Here is a 19,838-nt window from a genome sequence, read left to right on the forward strand (position 1 = left end):
TTCATTCAGCGCACGCATAAACCAGCTGATGTCGTACAGCCTGGCCCGGTATACCTCGGCGGTCTGGCGAACCGACTCCAGCTCAGCCGGGGAGAGTAAAGCGGCCTGTTTCGGACAACAGTATCGCTGCGTCAGGTGTGTGCCGCGAAACACCCTATGCCAGCGACTGAGTATTTCGAAGTGACTCCAGGTTTGTGTGGCAGCCTTATCTGCTTTGAGTACGACATGGGTGTGGTTACTCATTACTGAGTAGGCACACATAAGCACCGAGAAGGCCTGGACAAGGACTATCAGACGGTCTTCTACCCACTGACGTCGATGCTCATAAGACTGACCCGATAGCGGATCATGGCCACACAGATAAGCCCGGCGCACACAGCGTGATACACAGTGATAGTAGGGTGTATCATCCAGACAGATAAGCTCAGAGCGGGGCCGGGCCATGATAAAGCGTCACAGTTAAACAGGTTATACCCGTAGCATGGATGATGCGGCGGGAAAAATCACCGGGACCTTAGGCCAGAATGGTGGGTGTCTATTGACTAACTGTGGGTGTCCACGAATGTGGATGGTTGCTATCAGGCGAACGTTAACGCAATGCCTATGGTCTTGAGGTAGCTCTTTTCACGCTTGAGATCGGCATGAATGATAGGACGTTGAGACAGCCAGCCCTCAGGAAACGTTAACGTGAGTGATGACTTGTCAGCACTAACAATAAAATCCGGCACGAAGCCTTGCTGACGTTTAATATTAAGCAATACGCCCAGCCGTAAGAGTGCCACTAGTTTGAAAACTGACTGGCTGTCATACTGAGAAAAATATGGCGCATCATCTTTACGAATTTTTTTACGATGAAAGCGGACTAGTGTCGCTAGTAAGCTTTGCTGCTCCTGCGTAAAGCCGGGCATATCGACATTTGCCAGAATATAGCCACTATGTCGCTGAACGCCTCGCGAGTTAATTTGAATACCGACTTCATGTAGCAGCGCAGCCCACCCGAGCATACTGCGAAAGTCCTGCTTTTTCAGCTTCCACGGCTTTTGTACCTGATCGAGCAAAAACAGTGAGGTGGTTAACACCATAGATGCTTGTTTAGTATCTACGTCATAACGTGTAGCAAGGCTACTGGCTGTTCGTCCGCGTATATCCGCATGATGGAGCTGTTCTTCCATCTCGTACAGCACACCTTCCCGAAGCGCGGCTGACGAGTAAACGAGCCCCTCAATACTAAGCGCTCTGAATGCGCCGATAAGAATTGCCAGCCCACCGGCGATCACTACTCGACGATCATCTGACAGTCCTGCCATTGTCAGCTTGTCAGTGTGACCGGCGTTGATGAATTGCTTCATCAGTCCTTTGAGTCGTCCCAGTGTCACTGGCACATCGTGCGCGCTATCTTCATCGTTCTGGGCCAGTGTGAACAAGGTTCGGATTGTTCCCGACGTACCTATGCACTGCGTCCATCCCAGATTTCTGAATTTGGTTTCAACCAGTTCGAGTTCTTGCTGTGCAGAAGTAATGGCTGTTTCAAATGCCTCTGGGGTGAGTGCGCCGTCGGGGAAAAAACGCTTTGTGTAGCTCACACATCCCATCTGCAAGCTTCTGCACAGCAGGGGATCAAAGCCTTTACCCACGACAAACTCGGTCGAGCCTCCTCCAATATCAATGACCAGTTGCTGGCCATCGGCGTGATTGGTGTGCGCGACACCACTGTAAATGAGACGTGCTTCTTCGGTTCCTGAAATCACTTCAATGGGGTAAGGCAGGATGTCCTTTGCTGCCCGAATAAAGTCTGCGGCATTTTTTGCTTTGCGAAGCGTGTGTGTGGCTACAATACGCACAGAGTCCGGTTCAAACCCCCGTATACTTTCGGCCACAACGCCCAACATATGCAAACCACGGTCCATTGCTTCCTGCGAAAGCATGTTCTGCTCATTCAGGCCATCCGCAAGGCGAACTTTTTGCTTAACGCGATGGAGGATTTGTACGGAGTCAGCGACAATCCGCGCTACCACCAGATGAAAGCTGTTAGAGCCGATATCCAGCGCCGCCACTTTGCTGCTCTCTCTGGACGCGACACTGTCTAGCGCGGATTCGTGTTGTACCATGGGTAAAAGATTGCGTTCCGGTTAGCCGTTTTCCTGTTGCTTCAGGTAGTCGTAAATTTCGATTTGCGAGCGCAACTTCTTACGATTACCTCTGCGAACGTACCGGTTCGTCTGATCCTTGTCAATAACGCGCGCTTTGAGGGTGTCACGAAATTGTAGTTCAAGAATATCGATAATTTGCTTCTTCAGGCGCGGGTCGTATATCGGACAGCCTACTTCTATGCGGTTATCCATGTTCCGTGTCATCCAGTCTGCCGAAGAAATAAAGACTTTTTTGTCACCGCCACTCTCAAATACCATCACGCGGGGGTGTTCGAGAAAACGGTCTACTACGGAGGTGATTTCAATGTTGTCACTCACCCCTTTCAGACCGGGTACCAGCGAACACATGCCACGCACAATACCACGAATCTTCACACCAGCCTGGCTGGCCCGGTATAAATCATCAATCAGCTCTTTATCAACCAGGTTGTTGAGCTTAAAGGTAATACCGGCCTCGCGACCTTCCTTTAAAAACTGGATTTCCTGACGGATCAGTGACTGTATCTTGGTACGTGAATTAAGCGGAGATATTTGAAGATGCTGAAACTTGTAGCGACGATACGGGTACTGTATGAGATCAAATACCGACGCGGCTTCTTCAGCCAGTTCCTGATTGCGTGTGAACAGACTGAAATCAGTATAAATTTTTGCCGTTTTCTCGTTAAAGTTGCCAGTGCCAAAGTGCGCATAATTAACCAGCGATCCACGCTCCTCACGGGTAACCAGGCATAACTTACTGTGGATTTTTAATGTAGGTATTCCCAGTACTACTCTGATCCCTGCATCGGTCATGCGCTTTGACCATTCAATGTTGGCCTCTTCGTCAAAACGCGCGCGCAGTTCCACGACGACGGTCACTTTTTTGCCATTATCAACGGCATCAATCAGTGAATTGACAATACGCGATTTACTGGCCACGCGATAAATGTTGATGCGAATAGCTTTCACATTGGGGTCAAACGCGGCCTGACGCACAAACTCAGTAAAGTGGAGAAAGCGGTGATACGGGTAATACAACAAAATGTCATGGGCGGTAATCGCGTCAAACACCGTGTTGTAGGCAGAAAACTGTTTTGAATCAATCGCCGGTAGTGCTGAATGCTCAAGGTAATCTCTACCAACGTTAGGAAATCCGATAAAGTCTTTAAAGTTACGATAGTGACCCGCTGCGTGCATCGTGTCCAGCGACGTGATCTTTAAACGCTTACGCAGATCCTTCACCATATCCTGAGGCATATCAGTGTCATAGATTACGCGCACTGGCTCGGCGATAAGGCGCTGTTTCATACTTTCCGACATTTTTTCTACGTAGCTCTCATCAATTTCATCATTGATGGAGTATTCGGAGTCGCGGGTCATTTTAAAGGAGTACGCTTCAATACTGTCGAACTTCGCAAATCCGCGGAAAATCTGTTCCAGACATAACTGGATCATGTCATCAAGCATAACCAGGTGCTTCTTCTTGCGGCTTTTTTCAGGTGGGATAAGCATGAAGCGTGACATTTCCGTGGTCGGCACCTGAACGACCGCAAATTTGGGGGAACGATCTTTGCGACGCAGCGCCACATAAAGGTATACCGATGTTCCGTTCAGTCGACTGAGCAGGTCGGTTTTCTTATCAATTAAAATGGGAGCAATATGGCGTAACACTTTGTTCACAAAGAAGTTTCGAACCCAGGTTCGCTGATATTCATTGAGGTCATTGCGGCGTAAAATGTGGATGTTGTAGCGAGCAAGGGTTTTGACAACATCTTTATGGATGGTGTCGAATTTATCGGAAAGCTGCACAACCTTCGCCTGAATTTTCTCCATGAGCGCAATTTGTCGCTCTGCTTCTTCATCATTGCCATCGTTTTGAGCGATAGTTATCTGACGTTTAACATCGGCGGCTCGTACCCGAAAAAACTCATCCAGGTTATTTGAATAAATGCCAAGAAAACGAATGCGCTCAACAGCGGGCGTATTCACGTCAGCCGCTTCCTGAAGCACACGTTCATTAAATGCAAGCCAGCTAATTTCTTTGGGGTAGTAAAGTTCAGAGTTATCCATGATACCCATGTAATTCTTTTAAAATGTTCAAAGACTGACAGGTGTCAGTGACAAAATGGTGACAGCTGCGAAAACTCATGCAACGAATGGTATTTTACCATTTTGCTGAAGATAAAGTTGCGACGCTATGGGTGTCCACATTTATCAATAGGGTGGACGCCCATATGTCAAAAACTGCCATGTTGTGTGGGTGTCTTCTCAAAGGCACAGAGCTGATCTGTGGGTGTCCATTTATCACACTTGTCGGCTTGGTACTGTGTACCTAGTACGTTGTGTGGATGTCCACGACCAGATCATTGGCCAGGTTTTCCAGAGCCTGTTGCAGCCGATCCTGGTCAAAGCTTTCTGGTACGGCAATAACTGCCGTGGCCTTAAACATCAGGCTTCCCCAGTTTGGAGCACTTTCGCAATGCGAATCAAAATTTACGATATTTAAGTTAAATTCGTTCAGCACGGATGTCAGTTCCTGCACGATACCTGACTTGTCGTTGCCCATTATTTCCACCTGAAGTCGCGTCGTATGCGATGACGCAGAATCAGCAGCAGAAACTGATTGTACGGTTAGATCCGGCATTTGATCCAAAGCGGCAATCAACGCCTGGTGGCTGTCCGCGGGTGCATGAACCTCTACGAATCCGGTAAACATACCCGCCATATGCGCAAAGCTGGAGCCCTGCCAGTTGCCACCATGCTGGTATACTTTCTTGGCGAGTGCGTCCACCAGACCGGGCTTGTCTTTGCCCAATACTGAAATAATGAGTGGTTGCATATGTGGCTCCTTGTAAACGAGACTAAGTACTTGCCGTTGTTGGTATTCGGCGCGTGGTCAGCGTACAATCCTGCAGCAGGTAAGTATCGCTGACGGGTGTTTCTCAAAATAGCATGAAATGCCAGTCTGTTAATTCATAATAGTGCCAAATTGTCTTATGCAACAATGAATTCCGATAACAAGCAAACTACAGCGAGGCGAACTCGCAAAGACAATCTGGTAAAAATTATAGTGACCGGGTTCGGTGGCCTGGTACTCCTTACGCTGGTGGTCCTGATCACTCACTTACTCATGCAGGCTTTTCCACTGGTACTCTCGCCGTCGTTCGAGCAACAGGCTCTGCCAGATTATTCGAGTCAAAAGGGCGGGCCGATTGTCGCAACCGGTGATTTGCTGGAAGGTCAGCCATTGGTGGTGCGTTCTCCCGCCTGTGCACTCTCAGCTAAATCGCTTAATTCCGGCGTTTATCAACAGGCAGGACAGGTCAGCCGACCCTGTACGCATGCGCTGGATGTAGTTAGCAGTCTCGGGCAACAATACATTGTTGACATTTCACCGGCCGGCCAGGTGCGTATACAAACCGTGCGAGGGTTGACCGCCAGTGACAGTGCAGAAGTCGCAACCGGCGCTTACAGTGCCACCCTAAGTGCGCCGGCCCCAGGAGGGGACAGCCTGTCGTTTGCTATTCCTGCCGATACCTGGCAAGACCGTCAGAGCTGGCACGTGAGGCTATCTGAACAATGGGTTGTGACGGTGATAAACACATCAGAGCAAGTCTATTTGTGGTGGGTAAACCGCAAGACACCCACAGAAATTGTTACGCAGACGTTTCCTGTTTCTATGCGTGTCCTGCCATTACCCGGCAGTCGCCAGACAGCGGTATATGATGAAAGCACGCTCCGCTTTCATGCCATACGTGATGCACATAAGGTGGGTGTCCAATTGGAAGAGCGGGATACGACAGTGGCTGTCCGGCTGGATGCACCAATGACATGGTGGCAGTCACTGGAAAAAGACCGCACGCTGTTTATTGCCGATACACAGGGCCAGCTGACGCGCTGGACACTGCGTAGTAAGGGAGGGCAAATGCGCTTTGCACCTACCTATACGATTACTGATGCATCGCTAGCTACACCTCAGGCTATACGGGATCATGCCAGTACGAACATGCTGGCACTTCTGACCAGGCAGGGTGAGGTCGCATTATTAAATCGTATTACCGGAGAAACAGTCGCGCTGCAGCAAATTGGACAAGGGTTTGAGGATATTCAATGGTACGGCAACCGGCTTTATGCCAATGGCAAAAACAAGGTGGCTGTCTGGGATATCGATCAGCTCAGCGGCGTGACGACCTGGTCATCGCTGTTTGAGCCACAGCAGTATGAAGGCTACCCAACGGCATCGACTGTCTGGCAAACCACCAATGCGTCAGACTATCTTGAAGCCAAATACAGTATTACTCCTTTACTTATCGGCAGTCTGAAAGCGTCACTGCTTGCCTTGCTGGTAGCCATTCCTATCTCACTCTGTGCGGCCGTCTACACGGCGTTTTTTGCTCGCAGCCGCTTACGCCATGTGCTGAAACCGGCCATCGAAATGCTTGAGGCCGTACCCAGTGTACTGATTGGTTTTATTGCCGCGATATGGCTGTCTCCGGTGGCGGGGCAGTTTCTTTTTTCCTTTGTGTTTTTTCTGATTACCGTGCCGGTTATATTGTTGATCCTGGCCTTGTTTCAGCACCGGCTGTCACTCAAACTTCCTGTGTTTATGCGTCACAGCAGTGAACTGGTGATAAGTTTGCTGGGCATTGTATTACTGGGCTATATCAGTGTTGAGTGGGCTCCATGGCTGCTTGAAGGATTGTTTGGGATCGGCAGTCTCGAGCAGCTCTCAGACAACACCCAGAGTCCGATTGGCAAAAGTACGCTGGTCGTGGCCATTGCGCTGGGTATTGCCATCTCGCCAAGTATCTATTCGCTGACAGAAGATGCTATCAGTGGTGTCCCTGAGTCACTTAAGCATGCCTCCTATGCACTGGGAGCCACCCGCCTGCAAACACTGATGCATGTGGTCATTCAGGTAGCGACGCCGGGGATCCTGGCGGCTGTAATGCTGGGCTTCGGACGGGCCTTTGGCGAGACCATGATTGTACTGATGGCAACCGGCAATACGCCGGTCTCAAGCTGGAGCCTGTTTGAAGGATTGCGGGCGCTGACGGCCAACCTTGCCATCGAGCTTCCCGAGGCTGACGTCGACAGTGCGCATTATCACATCCTGTTTTTTACTGCCTGTATTTTATTCGGCTTTACATTCGTGGTGAACACGCTGGCGGAGTTTTTACGCCGACGGCTAAGGAGCAGGGCGTACCGTGGTTGAGTTTTTGCGCAATATGACCACTGCGGCCCAGCGGCAGTCGTATGCTATCAGTCTGTCTGCGTTTTTATGCAGTATGTTGTTGCTGGTGATGATCAGTATTTTAATGTTGATCGTTGTGCGTGGCGCCGCTTACTTCTGGCCCGAGCCAATCGAACAACTGGTCTATACATCAGCAGAGTCTGGCGAACAAAAGCAGGTTTATGCGCAGACATCGCTGCATCAGACAGCCCCTCACAAGGTCTGGCAGCTGCAATACAGTGACGCCCGCTTCCCATTCGGCAACAAAGCGCTGGTCAATGCCGACGTCCTGAAGAGTCGTCGCAATGCCGCTGATGCCGCCTCGGTACGTTTACATGATGGCCGTCAGCTATTCGCCCGGCCACTTACCGTGACCATGCCACAGTCACACCCTTTTTCGGCCGAGCGTTTTGCCAAGGCGCAGCAGCATGAACTGGCGTTATCACAGCAAATTGAGCAGATCCGGGTGCAGGAGCTGGCCGCAATACACATTAAGCTTGCAGAATATGACCGGCGAAATGTTGAAAAGGAAGCGCCGGCCCGGGAAAAGCTCAGAGCACAGTTTGCGCACTGGCACAAAAAAATTCTGGCACTGGAAGAAGAACGTAATGCGTATACTTTGCAGGTCGCTTTCGCCAATCAGCAGCGCTATACGTTGCCCCTTGCAGACATTGCCAGCCTTGAGTTTGTCAGTCGCCTGAGCTGGATGGAAAAGTGGGGTGTTGCGTTTGACAATATTGCGGTTTTTCTGACGGAGTCCCCAAAACAGGCGAATACTGCCGGAGGCGTATTTCCAGCGCTGTTCGGCACGGTGCTGATGGTCTTTCTGATGACCATTATTGTTACGCCATTTGGCGTTCTTGCCGCAGTTTATTTAAGCGAATACGCGCCGGATAACGGGTTTACGGCGGCCATTCGTATCAGCGTGAGTAATATGGCCGGAGTTCCATCAATTGTTTATGGCGTGTTTGGACTTGGTTTCTTCGTTTATACGTTGGGCGGCAACCTGGATGCGTTGTTTTTTACTGAGCAATTACCCGCGCCAACCTTTGGTACGCCGGGGGTATTCTGGGCGGCACTGACGATGGCGATCCTGACACTGCCGGTGGTCATTGTGGCCACAGAGGAGGGACTGCAGCGCGTGCCAGACGGCCTGAAAGCGGGCAGTTATGCGCTGGGCGCGACCAAAGCTGAAACTATCATGCGTACAATTTTGCCCATTGCATCGCCGGGTATTATGACGGGCGTCATTCTGGCTATCGCCAGGGCAGCCGGCGAGGTGGCGCCGCTAATGCTGGTCGGGGCGGTGAAGTTTGCGCCAAACCTGCCGGTTGATGGCGAGTTTCCGTATCTGCACCTCGAGCGCCAGTTTATGCATCTGGGCGTGTTAATTTATGATGGTGCCTTTCACAGTCAGACTGACGCAAAAGGGGCGCCGATGATGTTTGCTGCCTGCCTGCTGCTACTGGCGGTCGTCTTTGTATTAAATATCGTGGCGGTAATACTGCGTACCCGCCTCAGAAAACGTTATCTGGTAGGTTGAAGTCTCATGCTGAAGCTGTTCGAACACGACAAACTCAATGTCCATGAATTAAGCGACGCGCAGACCGCGATTGATGTGCGGGATCTGAACCTGTGGTTCGACACCAAGCATGTACTGCATGATATTTCTATGCGCATTCCCAAGCACTGTATCACGTCATTAATAGGCCAGAGCGGCTGCGGAAAGTCTACGTTGATCAGCAGTTTCAACCGGCTTAATGATTTGCATCAGGGGTGCAGGTACACGGGCGAAGTCAATATTGATGGACACGATATTAACAGTAAGAAGCAAAATGTGTCGCAGCTTCGCACACGGGTAGGAATGGTATTCCAGCGCCCCAATCCATTTCCATTAAGTATCTATGAAAACGTGTGTTACGGACTGCGCCTGCAGGGGGTGCGTACCCGTCGCGCCCTCGATGATGCTGTCGAGCAGGCGCTGAAAGATGCCGCGCTATGGGATGAGGTTAAAGACCGCCTATTTGAGTCGGCACACATTCTGTCCGGCGGACAGCAGCAGCGTCTGGTCTTTGCCCGTGCACTGGCACTCAAACCTGAAATACTGCTGCTGGATGAGCCTACATCGGCGCTGGATCCGCTCACTACGTTGTTTATTGAAGAGCTAATGGCGCAGCTCAAATCCCGCTGTACGATTGTTATTGTCACCCACAATATGCAGCAGGCCGCGCGGGTTTCAGATTACACGGCGTTCTTGCATCAGGGGCAGCTTATCGAATATTCAGACAGCGATACCCTGTTTACGATGCCGGATAAAAAGCAGACCGAAGATTATATAACCGGCCGCTACGGCTAGGTTCTGGAGGTAGCGATGAGACAAGTTGCATTGAATACCCACATTTCCGGCACCTTTAATACGGAACTGGAAAACTTGCGAAATTCGGTGCTGACCATGGGCGGTGAAGTGGAGCTACAGCTAAACCAAACCCTTGAGGCAATCAGGGAAAACAACGGCGGCCTCGCTGAGCGTGTGGTACTGAACGATCTGAAAATAAACTCCATGGAAATTCAGATTGATCAGGAGTGTCTGAGAATTATCGCCAAACGCCACCCTACTGCCAGTGATCTCAGGCTAATCATGACGATTTCGAAAGCGGTCACCGATATAGAGCGCATGGGCGACGAGATTGAACGGATTGCCAGGCTTATTACCAAAAATAAACTGCCCGTATCAGAAACGATTAAAAGCAGCATGATTCTGATTGGTGATCGCGTGGCCGCAATGATGCGCGGCACCTTTGATGCTTTTGCCAGACAGGACGGCGATGCGGCGCTGCGCGTTTACGACCAGGATAACCGTATTGACAGCGAGTATAAAAAACTGCTGTCTTACACCACCTCAGAAATGGAAAAAAGCAAAGATGACATGCAGGACTGGCTTGATGTGTTGTGGTCATTGCGATCACTGGAAAGGATTGGCGATCGCTGTAAAAATGTTTGTGAGTACGTCGTATCTTTGAGTGAAGGCAAAGATTTGCGCCATGCGGCCATTGAATCGATGCAGCAGAAGCTGGATGAATTGTCGTGAATCGCTGGGAACGTGTCATAAAAATGAAACATTTGTTTCAAATACCAGCAAGTTATATAAAAGGCCTTCGAATTTGACCTTTTTCGCAAATGAAACCCTATTGCTGGCTGCACGATTACGTTATCATTCGCGCCAGCCGAATCCGGACTTGTTTGAAAAATACTCTATGTGTGTAATGTGTAACGTTGAAACTTCACACCCGACTTTGTATCTGAGCCAACGTACAGGCGTGAAAAACGTCGGCGCCGGTTCAGATTGCGGTTAAGACAGGAGCGATTTTCGTGGAATTTTTTGAAAGCTATGGTCTCATCCTGATAATCCTTGCTGCTACAGTTGGGTTTGTGATGGCATGGGGAATTGGCGCGAACGACGTAGCCAATGCGATGGGAACCTCTGTTGGGTCTAAAGCACTGACCATTAAACAGGCAATATTCATCGCGATGATTTTTGAATTTGCCGGTGCCTATCTCGCGGGGGGCGAAGTCACCTCCACAATACGCAAAGGCATTATTGACGCGAGCTACTTTGCAGATATACCCGAGTATCTGGTTCTGGGTATGATTTCGTCGTTGCTGGCAGCCGGTATCTGGCTGGCCGTCGCATCCTGGCTGGGCTGGCCCGTATCAACCACACATTCCATTATTGGTGCCATCGTTGGTTTTACGGCCGTCGGTGTCAGTATGGATGCTGTCTCTTGGGGAAAGGTGGGCGGTATCGTTGGAAGCTGGATAGTGACGCCCGCTCTGTCCGGTATCATCGCCTTTCTTATCTTTATGAGCGCACAACGTCTTATCTTCAGTACCGCAACACCGCTGGTTAACGCCAAACGTTATGTGCCCATCTATATGGCGCTGGCAGGCTTTGTAATGTCGCTGGTCACCATTAAAAAAGGTCTGAAGCATGTCGGGCTTGAGTTAAGCGAAATGAACGGTTATCTGGTGGCGATTGGGATAGCTGTTGGCCTGGGCATACTAGGTAAATATTTCATTGGCCGTATGCGCTTTAATGAAAATGAAAGCAAAGATATTCAGGCCGCAAACATTGAAAAAGTTTTTGCTTTGCTGATGGTGGTAACGGCATGTTGTATGGCCTTCGCGCACGGCTCAAATGATGTGGCCAATGCCATCGGTCCGCTGGCTGCTGTGGTCAGTGTCGTGACCAACGGTGGCGAGATTAATGCCAGCGCACAACTGGCGCCTTGGATCCTGCCACTCGGCGGTATTGGTATTGTTGCCGGTCTGGCACTGTTTGGTCATCGGGTCATAAAAACCATAGGTCAGGGCATTACACATCTGACACCAAGCCGCGGCTTTGCTGCTGAACTCGCTGCAGCCTGCACCGTGGTTATTGCATCGGGGACCGGGTTACCCATTTCCACCACACAGACGCTGGTCGGAGCGGTATTAGGTGTAGGCCTGGCCCGCGGCGTGTCTGCGTTGAATCTAGGTATCGTGCGCAATATTATCGTGTCGTGGGTGGTCACTCTGCCCGCCGGCGCCATTCTATCGATTATTTTCTTCTATATTCTTAAAGCCAGCTTTGGTGTGGCGTAAGCTCAGACAACGTAGGTAGTTAACTACAAAGGGGGCCTCGCGCCCCCTTCTTTTGAATTTATAGCGTTAGCTACCGGGTTTAGGCAGTAATGGCGATACGAATCCCCGAGGCTTAATGCCGACCAGCGCACAGTCAATTTGCTGAATGGTGTCTTCCGCGGTGCCGCCCATAACAAAGCCGGGCACTCCCAGGCGGGCGACTGTGCCCATAACCAGAACATCGGCCCCCAGCGATCGCGTTGTCGCTGCAATTTCCCGTCGTGGGTAACCGTGTACGATATGCCGCTGCGGCTGCAGATAATCCATCACGCCTGTGTCTAATTCTGATTCTAACTGGGCGAGCAATCTGTCCAGCTCCTGCTGTCGCTCATCATGAATCTTCGACAGGTCATGCTCCATACGATCATTGTCCACACTGATAAAGCCACTGCGAACAATCGTATCTGGCACAGCATCAAATACGTGCACAATATGCAGTTCAGCAAATTCAAGCAGCGCTATCTGAGATGCGGTGCGCAAGAGATCCATGTTCAGCGCCTTACGCACGGAAATTTCATGTTCAGGGTAGTGATAATTCAAGTCCAGCGCTGCGACGACTTTTTTATATTTTCTGCTATTTCCGCGGTGTAGTATCCACACTGGACACGGACATTTGCGTAGCAAGCGAATATCATCACTACCAAACAGCCGGTCCATAAAATCATCATCAGACAGCTTCACCAGCAAGTCAATGTCGCGTTCACCAACCAGCGAGACAACGTCCAGCAGTGGTTGCCCTATGCAGAGCTCTGTTTTAATCGGGTAGTCGGCCGACCACTGCTGCTGCTTATCTTCAAGCCATTGCCTGGCAGAAGACTGCATCGACTGTTCGGAGTCAATATATGAAAACGACTCCATAACAATGTTGGCATTTGGTGGCAGCGCTTCAAGTGCAAGGGCCAGGGTCAGTTTGGCCTGGTGACTTTTGGCGATATGTATGGCCTGTTCAATAATTTCGTCTTGCTCATGGGTGTCGTTGAGTACGCACAAAATATTTGAAAAATGACCTTTCATTGCTTCTCCATTATTCCGCATCTTTCTGAATCAGATGTTCTGCTTGTCATCGTAGTTCAACACTATGACAGTTGTGTGGGGTTATTAACTCAGTATACGTGTAATTGTCTGAATTTGCTGTTTCTTAGCGCACGCGTCAGATGAAAAATTTACGCAGCTTTTTGTATCCACGGGATCAGCTACGGTGCAGAAGGAGAACAGGATTGCCACCGTGTTAATCTTCATGGTAGATTGTTTTTGTTGTTTTTAATCATAAAAGGGGATTTATGAAGTGGCCCAATCTTAAGCATCTGCATTATCTGGTGACCTTGCATCAGGAGCAGCATTTCCATCGTGCTGCACAGCGCTGTAATGTCAGTCAGTCGACCTTAAGTACAGCGATCCAGAACCTTGAAGAGCACTTCGGTAGTCAGTTGCTGGAACGTGAACACAAAACGTTTGTGTTCACCTCACTAGGGCTGGACGTGGTAGAGCGCAGTAAAGCCTTACTGCAGGATGCGGCAGAACTGGTAGAGTATGCACAGAACGCTGGCCAGTGGCAGCGCGGCAAGTTACGTATGGGGGTTATTCCTACCATTGCGCCCTTTTTGTTTGAAGGCATGATCGGGGCATTCAATACGTTTTTACCTGAGATCCAGCTGGAACTACAGGAAGACACCACGGAAAATTTGTTGCAGCAGCTGCATGATGGACGCATGGATCTGCTGATCCTGGCACTGCCCATGCAAACTCCTGGCTGCAAACAAATGGTGGTGGGTCACGATCCCTTTCACCTTATCGCCCACAACGATACGGCCGCGTCACTGCCTGAGCCGGTAGATATCTCGCAACTGCCCAAAAAAAGCATCTTTTTGCTTCAGCAGGAGCACTGCATGACTGATCATGCTGTGAGTGCCTGTAACATTAAGCACAGTGAACAGGTTAGCAGTGTCGCGGCCAGCAGCCTGTATACCCTGGTGCAACTGGCGAACAGCAAACTGGGCTACACCTTTTTACCCGAGCTGGCACTCAATCAGAACATCCTGGAGCACACTGAACTGCGAGCATTCGCCGCGGAAGATAAGGCGTTTCGTGAGATTGGCCTGGTCTGGCGTAGCGGTACAACCCGCATGCAGCTGTTCCGTCGCATCGCAGAGATTGTCTCGCCGCTACTCCCCATTCCGACCCTCAAATAATCGCGGCCTGGCACTTTTCTGTTTTCAGCGTAAAAAAATTCAAACTTTTTCGTTGGGTGTCCCGACTATAGTTGTATGGGAAGTGCGGCAGGCCATGTCAGGTAGTAATACTCTGCCTGTAAGGACGAATAGTAATGCTTTGGCTCTTCCTTACTACAATAACAACGCAGGAGAGGGACATTGCGGCACCCAGACTCCTTTAATCTGAGGGCACACTGTGTTTGAAGTACGGGACGAGCGACTGGTCAAAAAAGCATTGAAAGGCGATAAAAAGGCCTGGCTTACGCTTATTGACCGGTATGAAAAGCAGATTTTTCATTATGCGATACGAATGACCGGTAACACGCATGATGCCGCGGATCTAATGCAGGATATTTTTTTGTCGGTGTTCCGCAGCCTGGATAATTTTCGCGGTGACGGAGCATTTAAAGCCTGGTTATTTCGTATTGCTCACTTTCGCTGCATGGAATTTTATCGGCGTAAGCGGCCAGAGCAGGGGCTGGATGATACCCCCGAGCAACCCTGTGACAAACCCTGTCCTGAGATGCACCTTCATGGCTCGCAACAAAGTAGTGCGGTTGTCACTGCCATGCAGGCGCTGCCGCTGGCACAGAAGGCCGTTGTAGAGTTGAAATTCTTTGGCCAATTTACGTTTGAGGACATTGCTCTGCAGCTAGGCATATCCCCCAATACGGCAAAGTCGCGCCTGTACAGCGCGCTTGCCAGACTTAAACTGGAGTTGGAGTAACCCATGACAGAAAACGACAAACACACACTGTTGGCTGCATGGTTGGAAGACAGCCTTACTCAGGCGCAGCGCAAAGCGTTCGAGCAGTTATGTACAGAGGATGCAGACTTTGCTCTCCGGGTCGAAATGGCGGGGCGCTGCTTTAGCGCCACTGAAAGCTTCACAGCGCCCGCACCACCTGCCTGGAATAAGTCAGCCACGTTTACCGATAATGCATCTCCACGCTGGTATCAATGGCAGGGGTTACCAGTGGCTTCTATGGCAATGTCGGTACTGGCTCTGGTGATGGTAATTACCGGTTTCCGGGTTGAAGTTAGCGACAGCCGTTTGTCACTGGGCTTTAGCGAGCGTCTGGATGCACAGGAGGTTGCTGCGCTGGTCGAGGACAGAGTCGATGCTTACAAGCAGGCTAATCAGGCTGTTTTCCGCGACTATGCGGATGCGCTGGCCAGCCAGCAGCGTCAAAGCAGCGCAGAGCTGACTGAATACCTGCTGGCGTCAAGCCGAAAGGAACGTCGCGAGGATTTTGCTGAGCTGGTGAAGTTTATTAATCAGCAGCGCAGTGACGATCAGCAATTTTATGCCAGACAGCTGCACAACCTGCAACAGGATGTGTCGGCACTGGAAAAACATCAATCAATGAATCCGTTAATATCTGGCGGCGACCCACTTGCCGACGAATAACGATCAGGAGTAGTGACTATGAAGCCTTTACTGTTATGTGCCCTACTGGCCAGCCCACTAATGTGCAGTGCCGCAATAAGCAGCAAACAAATTAATGCGTTAAATGATGAGCTGGAAATTATGTCGGGGGTTATCGACACCGCGCTTAAGCAAAATAATGAACGTGAGGGATGGCGGTATCGTCAGCTGCAAACTACCTACCTGGCCAGCCAGGGCGTGGTATTCACGGTGTCGGTAAATCAGGGCGCACTGCACGGTTTTTCCTTTGATGGTACCAGTATGCGGATCCCGCCTATCCCGCCAATCCCCGCTGTTGCGCCCATCGTGGTTGAGGGCGGAGACCGGGATATTCATATCGAGCTGGACCGGGAATGGGAAGCCTTTGCTGAAGAAGCCAGTCGTCAGGTGTCGCAGTTATTCCGAGAGTCTAACTCACAGTTACGTGATTTGCGGGATCGTGAGCGGGAACTGGCCTGGGAGCGTCGGGAACTGGAGCGGCGTAACCGCGATTTGAATTTTGAGTTGCGTCAGGCCGAGGGCGAACGCCGCGAAGAAATACAGCGTGAAATAGAGGGAATCGAGCAGGAACTTACGAGTTTTGCAGAGCGTGAAAAAGAGTTGCAGCAGTACGCCACGGACATCGAAAAAGAGCAGAAAAAGCGGCTGGAAAAACAAAAGCAGGCGCGGGATAAAGCGTATAAACAGTTTCTGACACGGTTTGAAAGCAGTATTGGGAAAACCTTGTGCCGGTTTGGCTCAGGTCTGCGCGGCCTCAGCGACGATGAGAATGTCAGCTTTGTCATCAAAGATTTTGTGCTTGGCGAGGATGGAACCCCCCAGGATAAAATCTATGTATTTGCTAAACGTAATATTAAAGCCTGTGTGCAGGAAAAAATGGATGTTGCAGCGCTACTGTCGTCGGCGACCAGTTACGCCTTTTGACCGCAGCGACGATAACTTTTTATCACTCTCAGCCTGAGCAACCGGCGCGGGCGCACCTCGCCGGCTTATCCGTACAGGTTCATATTAGCAACGGCACTCAGCTGAGCGCGTTTGACCTGATGAGTCTGATCCCCGGTCAGCGACCAAACTGCGAAATAGGCTGAACTCGTCGACATGCCCGCGTTAAGACATAACGCATAACTAAGCAGTATGCAGCGGGTAGCACTATCGTCACAAAATACATGAATTTTGGCTGGCTGCATGAGCATCGAACGCAGACTACTCAGGTAACGTCGCAAATAGTGGGTGTCACTGGCTTCATCAAGTGCAGATAGGGTGTAAGGCAGCCAGGTCCATTGAAGCCCCGCCTCGCGGGCACGTGACGGCAACGTCTCTTCAATTTCGCTGTCGGTCAGGCAACAGCCCACGTGCGTGTATCCCTGGTCAGCGAGCGTTCTGAGCTTTTCGTTATCAGGAACGGCACCTAGGCTTAACTGGCCTTGCCAGAGACTGATATTGTCGGCGTGTGATTGGGTCATACAACAAAATAATAAATGGAAAAATAGTGACAGCTACAGCCACCCAGCACAAACAAATGCCAGATTGCATGCGTATATTTTACCTTTTTTGCCACGTAAAAAAACACCCCAACGCTAAAGCAAAGGCCGCCGGCAACCAGCAACCATAAACCGCCGCCCGGCATCGCCAGATACAATGGATAAATAATCCCCAGGGCAATCCAGCCCATCAGCAGGTAGGTCATCACAGATACCTTGGGGAAGCGATGCTGTGCAACCAGCTTAAAGGCGACCCCACCAAGTGCCAGGCTCCAGATGATAGCCGTCATGGTGATCCCCAGCCAGCCGCCCACGGCCACCAGCAATAATGGCGTGTAGGTCCCGGCGATAAGTAAATAGATAGCGCTGTGATCGAACAGTTTGAGGATCCCTTTCGCCCTTTGATTTGAGATGCCGTGATAAAGCGTTGAGCTAAGAAACATCATGATCAGCGTGGCGCCGTAAATTGCCGCCGCACTGATTGCGACCGGATCGTCTGCTCTTAAGAGCATAAATACTAACCCGACGATGGCAGCAATCAGCCCAATGCCATGGCTGACACTGTTAAGCCATTCTTCTACTACGGAATAGGCCTGCCGGGTCATGTTGTCCAGGGATTTATTCATCTTCATATCGCCATTATAAATTTTCAGCGTACATGTGTACACTAAAACAATACGGAAGATTTACGACATTTGGATGACAAAAATCGCAGATTTCTTCGCCTGGCAGATGTCGATGATGAACTCTGTTAGGATGGCATCTTCCCTAGATACAGGAGTACCACCTACTATGAACAAAGCGCTTTGGTTGTTAACAGCCTCTCTGTTGCTTGCAGAGCCGCTGGCGGCGCAGCAGGGCCCTTCTGAAAAGAGCCCGGAAACCTCATCGCCCATTCAGGCTGGCAAAGATTACCATTCTTTTGCGAATCCTGATGAAATCAGGGTCACGCATCTCGATCTGGATTTAACCGCAGATTTTGACGCCCGGCAGCTAAAAGGCAGTGTGACCCTGTCGGTGAAGCGGGAGGATAAAGATGCGACCGCACTGGTACTGGATACCCGGGCACTGGATATTCTCAATGTAAGCGCAGAAGGACAGCCGGTGGATTATACACTGGGCAAGACCGATGCCGAACTGGGCACGCCGCTGAAGATATCGCTGCCAGCGGGCGCAGACACGGTTAGTATTCAGTATGAAACGTCACCCAAAGCCTCCGGGGTTCAGTGGCTTAGCCCGGTGCAGACCGCCGGGAAAAAGCATCCGTTTTTATTTACACAGGCTCAGGCGACGCATGCCCGAAGCTTCATTCCCCTGCAGGATTCTCCCAAAGTACGGGTCACCTACGAGGCAAACATTCAAACGCCGGAATCGCTGCTGGCGGTGATGAGCGCCGCCAATACCCCCAACACGCCGCGCGATGGTGACTATTCGTTTTCTATGCCACAGCCTATTCCGTCATATCTGATAGCGCTGGCCATTGGCGATCTTAAATTTAAAGCAATGGGCGAGCGCACCGGTGTGTACGCCGAGCCCTCAATGCTGGATGCGGCCGCCAGCGAGTTTGAAGATACCGAAGACATGCTGGAGGCCACTGAAGAAAAATACGGTCCGTATAGCTGGGATCGGTATGATCTGCTGATCCTGCCCCCCTCATTTCCATTCGGCGGCATGGAAAACCCGCGCCTGTCATTCATTACCCCGACGGTGATTGCCGGCGATAAGAGCCTGGTATCGCTGATTGCTCACGAACTGGCGCATAGCTGGTCAGGCAATACGGTGACCAATGCCACCTGGCGTGATCTCTGGTTGAACGAAGGGTTCACTACGTATCTTACCTACCGTATCATGGAAATGATTTATGGCCACGATCGCTATAAAAAAGAAGCGGTGCTGGGCTATCAGGATTTAATGGCGGACATCGACGCGCTACCGGCAAAGGATCAGATACTGGCTATCGATCTGCGGGGCCGCAATGCGGATGATGTCTTTTCTAACATCCCGTATGAAAAAGGCGCACTGTTTTTACGTGAAATTGAGCAGAAAATCGGCCGCGACAACTTTGACGCCTTTCTGACCCAGTATTTCGAAGACTTTGCGTTTCAAAGCATTACCACCGATACCTTTATCGACTACCTCGATAAGACGTTGCTGGCTGACTACCCTGAAAAATTGAGTGAAGCGCGGATCCGGACCTGGATATTTGAACCCGGGATCCCAAAAGGCGCACCAAAACCAGAGTCTGATGCGTTCGTAAATATCGACAAGACGCGCAGTGCCTGGCTGGATGGCGAAATCAGTGCCGCAGACATCATGACCGGCGACTGGACCGTGCATGAGTGGCTGTACTTTCTGAACAACATGCCTGACACCCTGTCTGATACGCAGCTAAAGGCCCTCGATGATGCCTTTGCGCTGACCAGTACCCAGAATAATGAGATAGCGCACAGCTGGCTTATGATTGCGGTGAAAAACACCTATAAAGCCGCCTATCCGCGTCTGCATAATTACCTGGTTAATATTGGCCGCAATAAGCTGGTGAAGCCGCTTTACCGTGAGCTGGCGAAAACCAAAGACGGCAAAGCGTTTGCCAAAAAGGCCTTTGAGCAGGCGAAGCCGGGCTATCACCCGCTGACCATAAAAGCCAATGAAGGGTTTGTGAACGACTAACCATGC

Annotated in this window: 16 protein-coding genes and 1 pseudogene; 10 read left to right on the top strand and 7 right to left on the bottom strand. The window is 50.6% G+C overall.

All coding sequences use genetic code 11. The annotated features are described in order from the left end of the window. From IE054_RS06590 to IE054_RS06605, 4 genes and pseudogenes are all read right to left on the bottom strand, one after another. A pseudogene (locus tag IE054_RS06590) lies at positions 1–444 on the bottom strand (transposase); the annotation flags it as partial. A gap of 134 nt (positions 445–578) precedes the next feature. After that, positions 579–2,108 carry an exopolyphosphatase gene (gene ppx, locus IE054_RS06595; protein WP_189404556.1) on the bottom strand — a complete coding sequence of 510 codons (1,530 nt, stop codon included), beginning with the start codon at positions 2,106–2,108 and terminating at the stop codon, positions 579–581. A gap of 21 nt (positions 2,109–2,129) precedes the next feature. Continuing rightward, entirely contained in the window at positions 2,130–4,199 is a 2,070-nt protein-coding gene (gene ppk1, locus IE054_RS06600; protein ID WP_189404557.1) for a polyphosphate kinase 1, read from the bottom strand. Between the two features lie 262 nt (positions 4,200–4,461). Beyond that, positions 4,462–4,968, bottom strand: coding sequence for a glycine cleavage system transcriptional repressor (locus IE054_RS06605; RefSeq protein ID WP_189404559.1), 507 nt, complete (start codon positions 4,966–4,968; stop codon positions 4,462–4,464). Between the two features lie 150 nt (positions 4,969–5,118). Between IE054_RS06605 and IE054_RS06610 the strand changes: the two genes are divergently transcribed. The 5 genes from IE054_RS06610 to IE054_RS06630 all read left to right on the top strand — a co-directional run bounded on the left by IE054_RS06610 (position 5,119) and on the right by IE054_RS06630 (position 12,003). Beyond that, entirely contained in the window at positions 5,119–7,344 is a 2,226-nt protein-coding gene (locus tag IE054_RS06610) for an ABC transporter permease subunit (protein WP_229805022.1), read from the top strand. Positions 7,345–7,348: 4 nt separating this feature from the next. Continuing rightward, on the top strand, positions 7,349–8,905 hold the full coding sequence (gene pstA / locus IE054_RS06615) for a phosphate ABC transporter permease PstA (RefSeq protein WP_373293848.1): 1,557 nt from the start codon (positions 7,349–7,351) through the stop codon (positions 8,903–8,905). 6 nt (positions 8,906–8,911) lie between these two features. After that, positions 8,912–9,718 (top strand): phosphate ABC transporter ATP-binding protein PstB, encoded by an 807-nt coding sequence (pstB, locus tag IE054_RS06620; RefSeq protein WP_189404560.1) that lies wholly within the window; start codon positions 8,912–8,914, stop codon positions 9,716–9,718. Positions 9,719–9,733: 15 nt separating this feature from the next. Continuing rightward, positions 9,734–10,450 carry a phosphate signaling complex protein PhoU gene (gene phoU / locus IE054_RS06625; RefSeq protein WP_189404562.1) on the top strand — a complete coding sequence of 239 codons (717 nt, stop codon included), beginning with the start codon at positions 9,734–9,736 and terminating at the stop codon, positions 10,448–10,450. Positions 10,451–10,731: 281 nt separating this feature from the next. Next, complete coding sequence (locus tag IE054_RS06630) at positions 10,732–12,003, top strand: inorganic phosphate transporter (protein WP_189404564.1); 1,272 nt, start codon at positions 10,732–10,734, stop codon at positions 12,001–12,003. Positions 12,004–12,069: 66 nt separating this feature from the next. On the opposite strand, the gene IE054_RS06635 is transcribed toward IE054_RS06630, so the two are convergent. Beyond that, entirely contained in the window at positions 12,070–13,056 is a 987-nt protein-coding gene (locus IE054_RS06635; protein ID WP_189404566.1) for a universal stress protein, read from the bottom strand. A gap of 266 nt (positions 13,057–13,322) precedes the next feature. Here IE054_RS06635 and IE054_RS06640 point away from each other — a divergent pair, with 266 nt between their 5' ends. From IE054_RS06640 to IE054_RS06655, 4 genes are all read left to right on the top strand, one after another. Continuing rightward, positions 13,323–14,231 carry a hydrogen peroxide-inducible genes activator gene (locus IE054_RS06640; RefSeq protein ID WP_189404568.1) on the top strand — a complete coding sequence of 303 codons (909 nt, stop codon included), beginning with the start codon at positions 13,323–13,325 and terminating at the stop codon, positions 14,229–14,231. 217 nt (positions 14,232–14,448) lie between these two features. Further along, positions 14,449–14,979, top strand: coding sequence for an RNA polymerase sigma factor (locus tag IE054_RS06645; RefSeq protein ID WP_189404570.1), 531 nt, complete (start codon positions 14,449–14,451; stop codon positions 14,977–14,979). A 3-nt stretch (positions 14,980–14,982) separates the two neighbouring features. Next, positions 14,983–15,663 (top strand): hypothetical protein, encoded by a 681-nt coding sequence (locus IE054_RS06650; protein WP_189404572.1) that lies wholly within the window; start codon positions 14,983–14,985, stop codon positions 15,661–15,663. A gap of 18 nt (positions 15,664–15,681) precedes the next feature. Then, positions 15,682–16,605: a hypothetical protein gene (locus IE054_RS06655; RefSeq protein ID WP_189404574.1), complete on the top strand. Its 924-nt coding sequence runs from the start codon at positions 15,682–15,684 to the stop codon at positions 16,603–16,605. A gap of 65 nt (positions 16,606–16,670) precedes the next feature. On the opposite strand, the gene IE054_RS06660 is transcribed toward IE054_RS06655, so the two are convergent. After that, a complete protein-coding gene (locus tag IE054_RS06660) occupies positions 16,671–17,144 on the bottom strand; it encodes a protein-tyrosine phosphatase family protein (RefSeq protein ID WP_189404576.1) in 474 nt (157 codons plus the stop codon). Then, positions 17,141–17,788, bottom strand: a complete 648-nt coding sequence (gene trhA / locus IE054_RS06665; RefSeq protein WP_189404578.1) for a PAQR family membrane homeostasis protein TrhA — start codon at positions 17,786–17,788, stop codon at positions 17,141–17,143. Before trhA ends, IE054_RS06660 begins: the two co-directional genes overlap by 4 nt. 166 nt (positions 17,789–17,954) lie before the next feature. Between trhA and IE054_RS06670 the strand changes: the two genes are divergently transcribed. Next, complete coding sequence (locus IE054_RS06670) at positions 17,955–19,832, top strand: M1 family metallopeptidase (RefSeq protein WP_189404580.1); 1,878 nt, start codon at positions 17,955–17,957, stop codon at positions 19,830–19,832. Positions 19,833–19,838: the final 6 nt, after the last annotated feature.

The sequence above is a fragment of the Alteromonas halophila genome (assembly GCF_014651815.1).
Classification (GTDB): domain Bacteria; phylum Pseudomonadota; class Gammaproteobacteria; order Enterobacterales; family Alteromonadaceae; genus Alteromonas; species Alteromonas halophila.

What these genes read in the sequence shown, in the direction of transcription:
- IE054_RS06660 (WP_189404576.1), bottom strand. Translation starts at nt 17,144, where the DNA reads ATGACCCAATCACACGCCGACAATATCAGTCTCTGGCAAGGCCAGTTA.
- phoU (WP_189404562.1), top strand. Translation starts at nt 9,734, where the DNA reads ATGAGACAAGTTGCATTGAATACCCACATTTCCGGCACCTTTAATACG.
- IE054_RS06655 (WP_189404574.1), top strand. Translation starts at nt 15,682, where the DNA reads ATGAAGCCTTTACTGTTATGTGCCCTACTGGCCAGCCCACTAATGTGC.
- IE054_RS06650 (WP_189404572.1), top strand. Translation starts at nt 14,983, where the DNA reads ATGACAGAAAACGACAAACACACACTGTTGGCTGCATGGTTGGAAGAC.
- ppx (WP_189404556.1), bottom strand. Translation starts at nt 2,108, where the DNA reads ATGGTACAACACGAATCCGCGCTAGACAGTGTCGCGTCCAGAGAGAGC.
- trhA (WP_189404578.1), bottom strand. Translation starts at nt 17,788, where the DNA reads ATGAATAAATCCCTGGACAACATGACCCGGCAGGCCTATTCCGTAGTA.
- IE054_RS06640 (WP_189404568.1), top strand. Translation starts at nt 13,323, where the DNA reads ATGAAGTGGCCCAATCTTAAGCATCTGCATTATCTGGTGACCTTGCAT.
- IE054_RS06670 (WP_189404580.1), top strand. Translation starts at nt 17,955, where the DNA reads ATGAACAAAGCGCTTTGGTTGTTAACAGCCTCTCTGTTGCTTGCAGAG.
- IE054_RS06635 (WP_189404566.1), bottom strand. Translation starts at nt 13,056, where the DNA reads ATGAAAGGTCATTTTTCAAATATTTTGTGCGTACTCAACGACACCCAT.
- ppk1 (WP_189404557.1), bottom strand. Translation starts at nt 4,199, where the DNA reads ATGGATAACTCTGAACTTTACTACCCCAAAGAAATTAGCTGGCTTGCA.
- IE054_RS06605 (WP_189404559.1), bottom strand. Translation starts at nt 4,968, where the DNA reads ATGCAACCACTCATTATTTCAGTATTGGGCAAAGACAAGCCCGGTCTG.
- pstB (WP_189404560.1), top strand. Translation starts at nt 8,912, where the DNA reads ATGCTGAAGCTGTTCGAACACGACAAACTCAATGTCCATGAATTAAGC.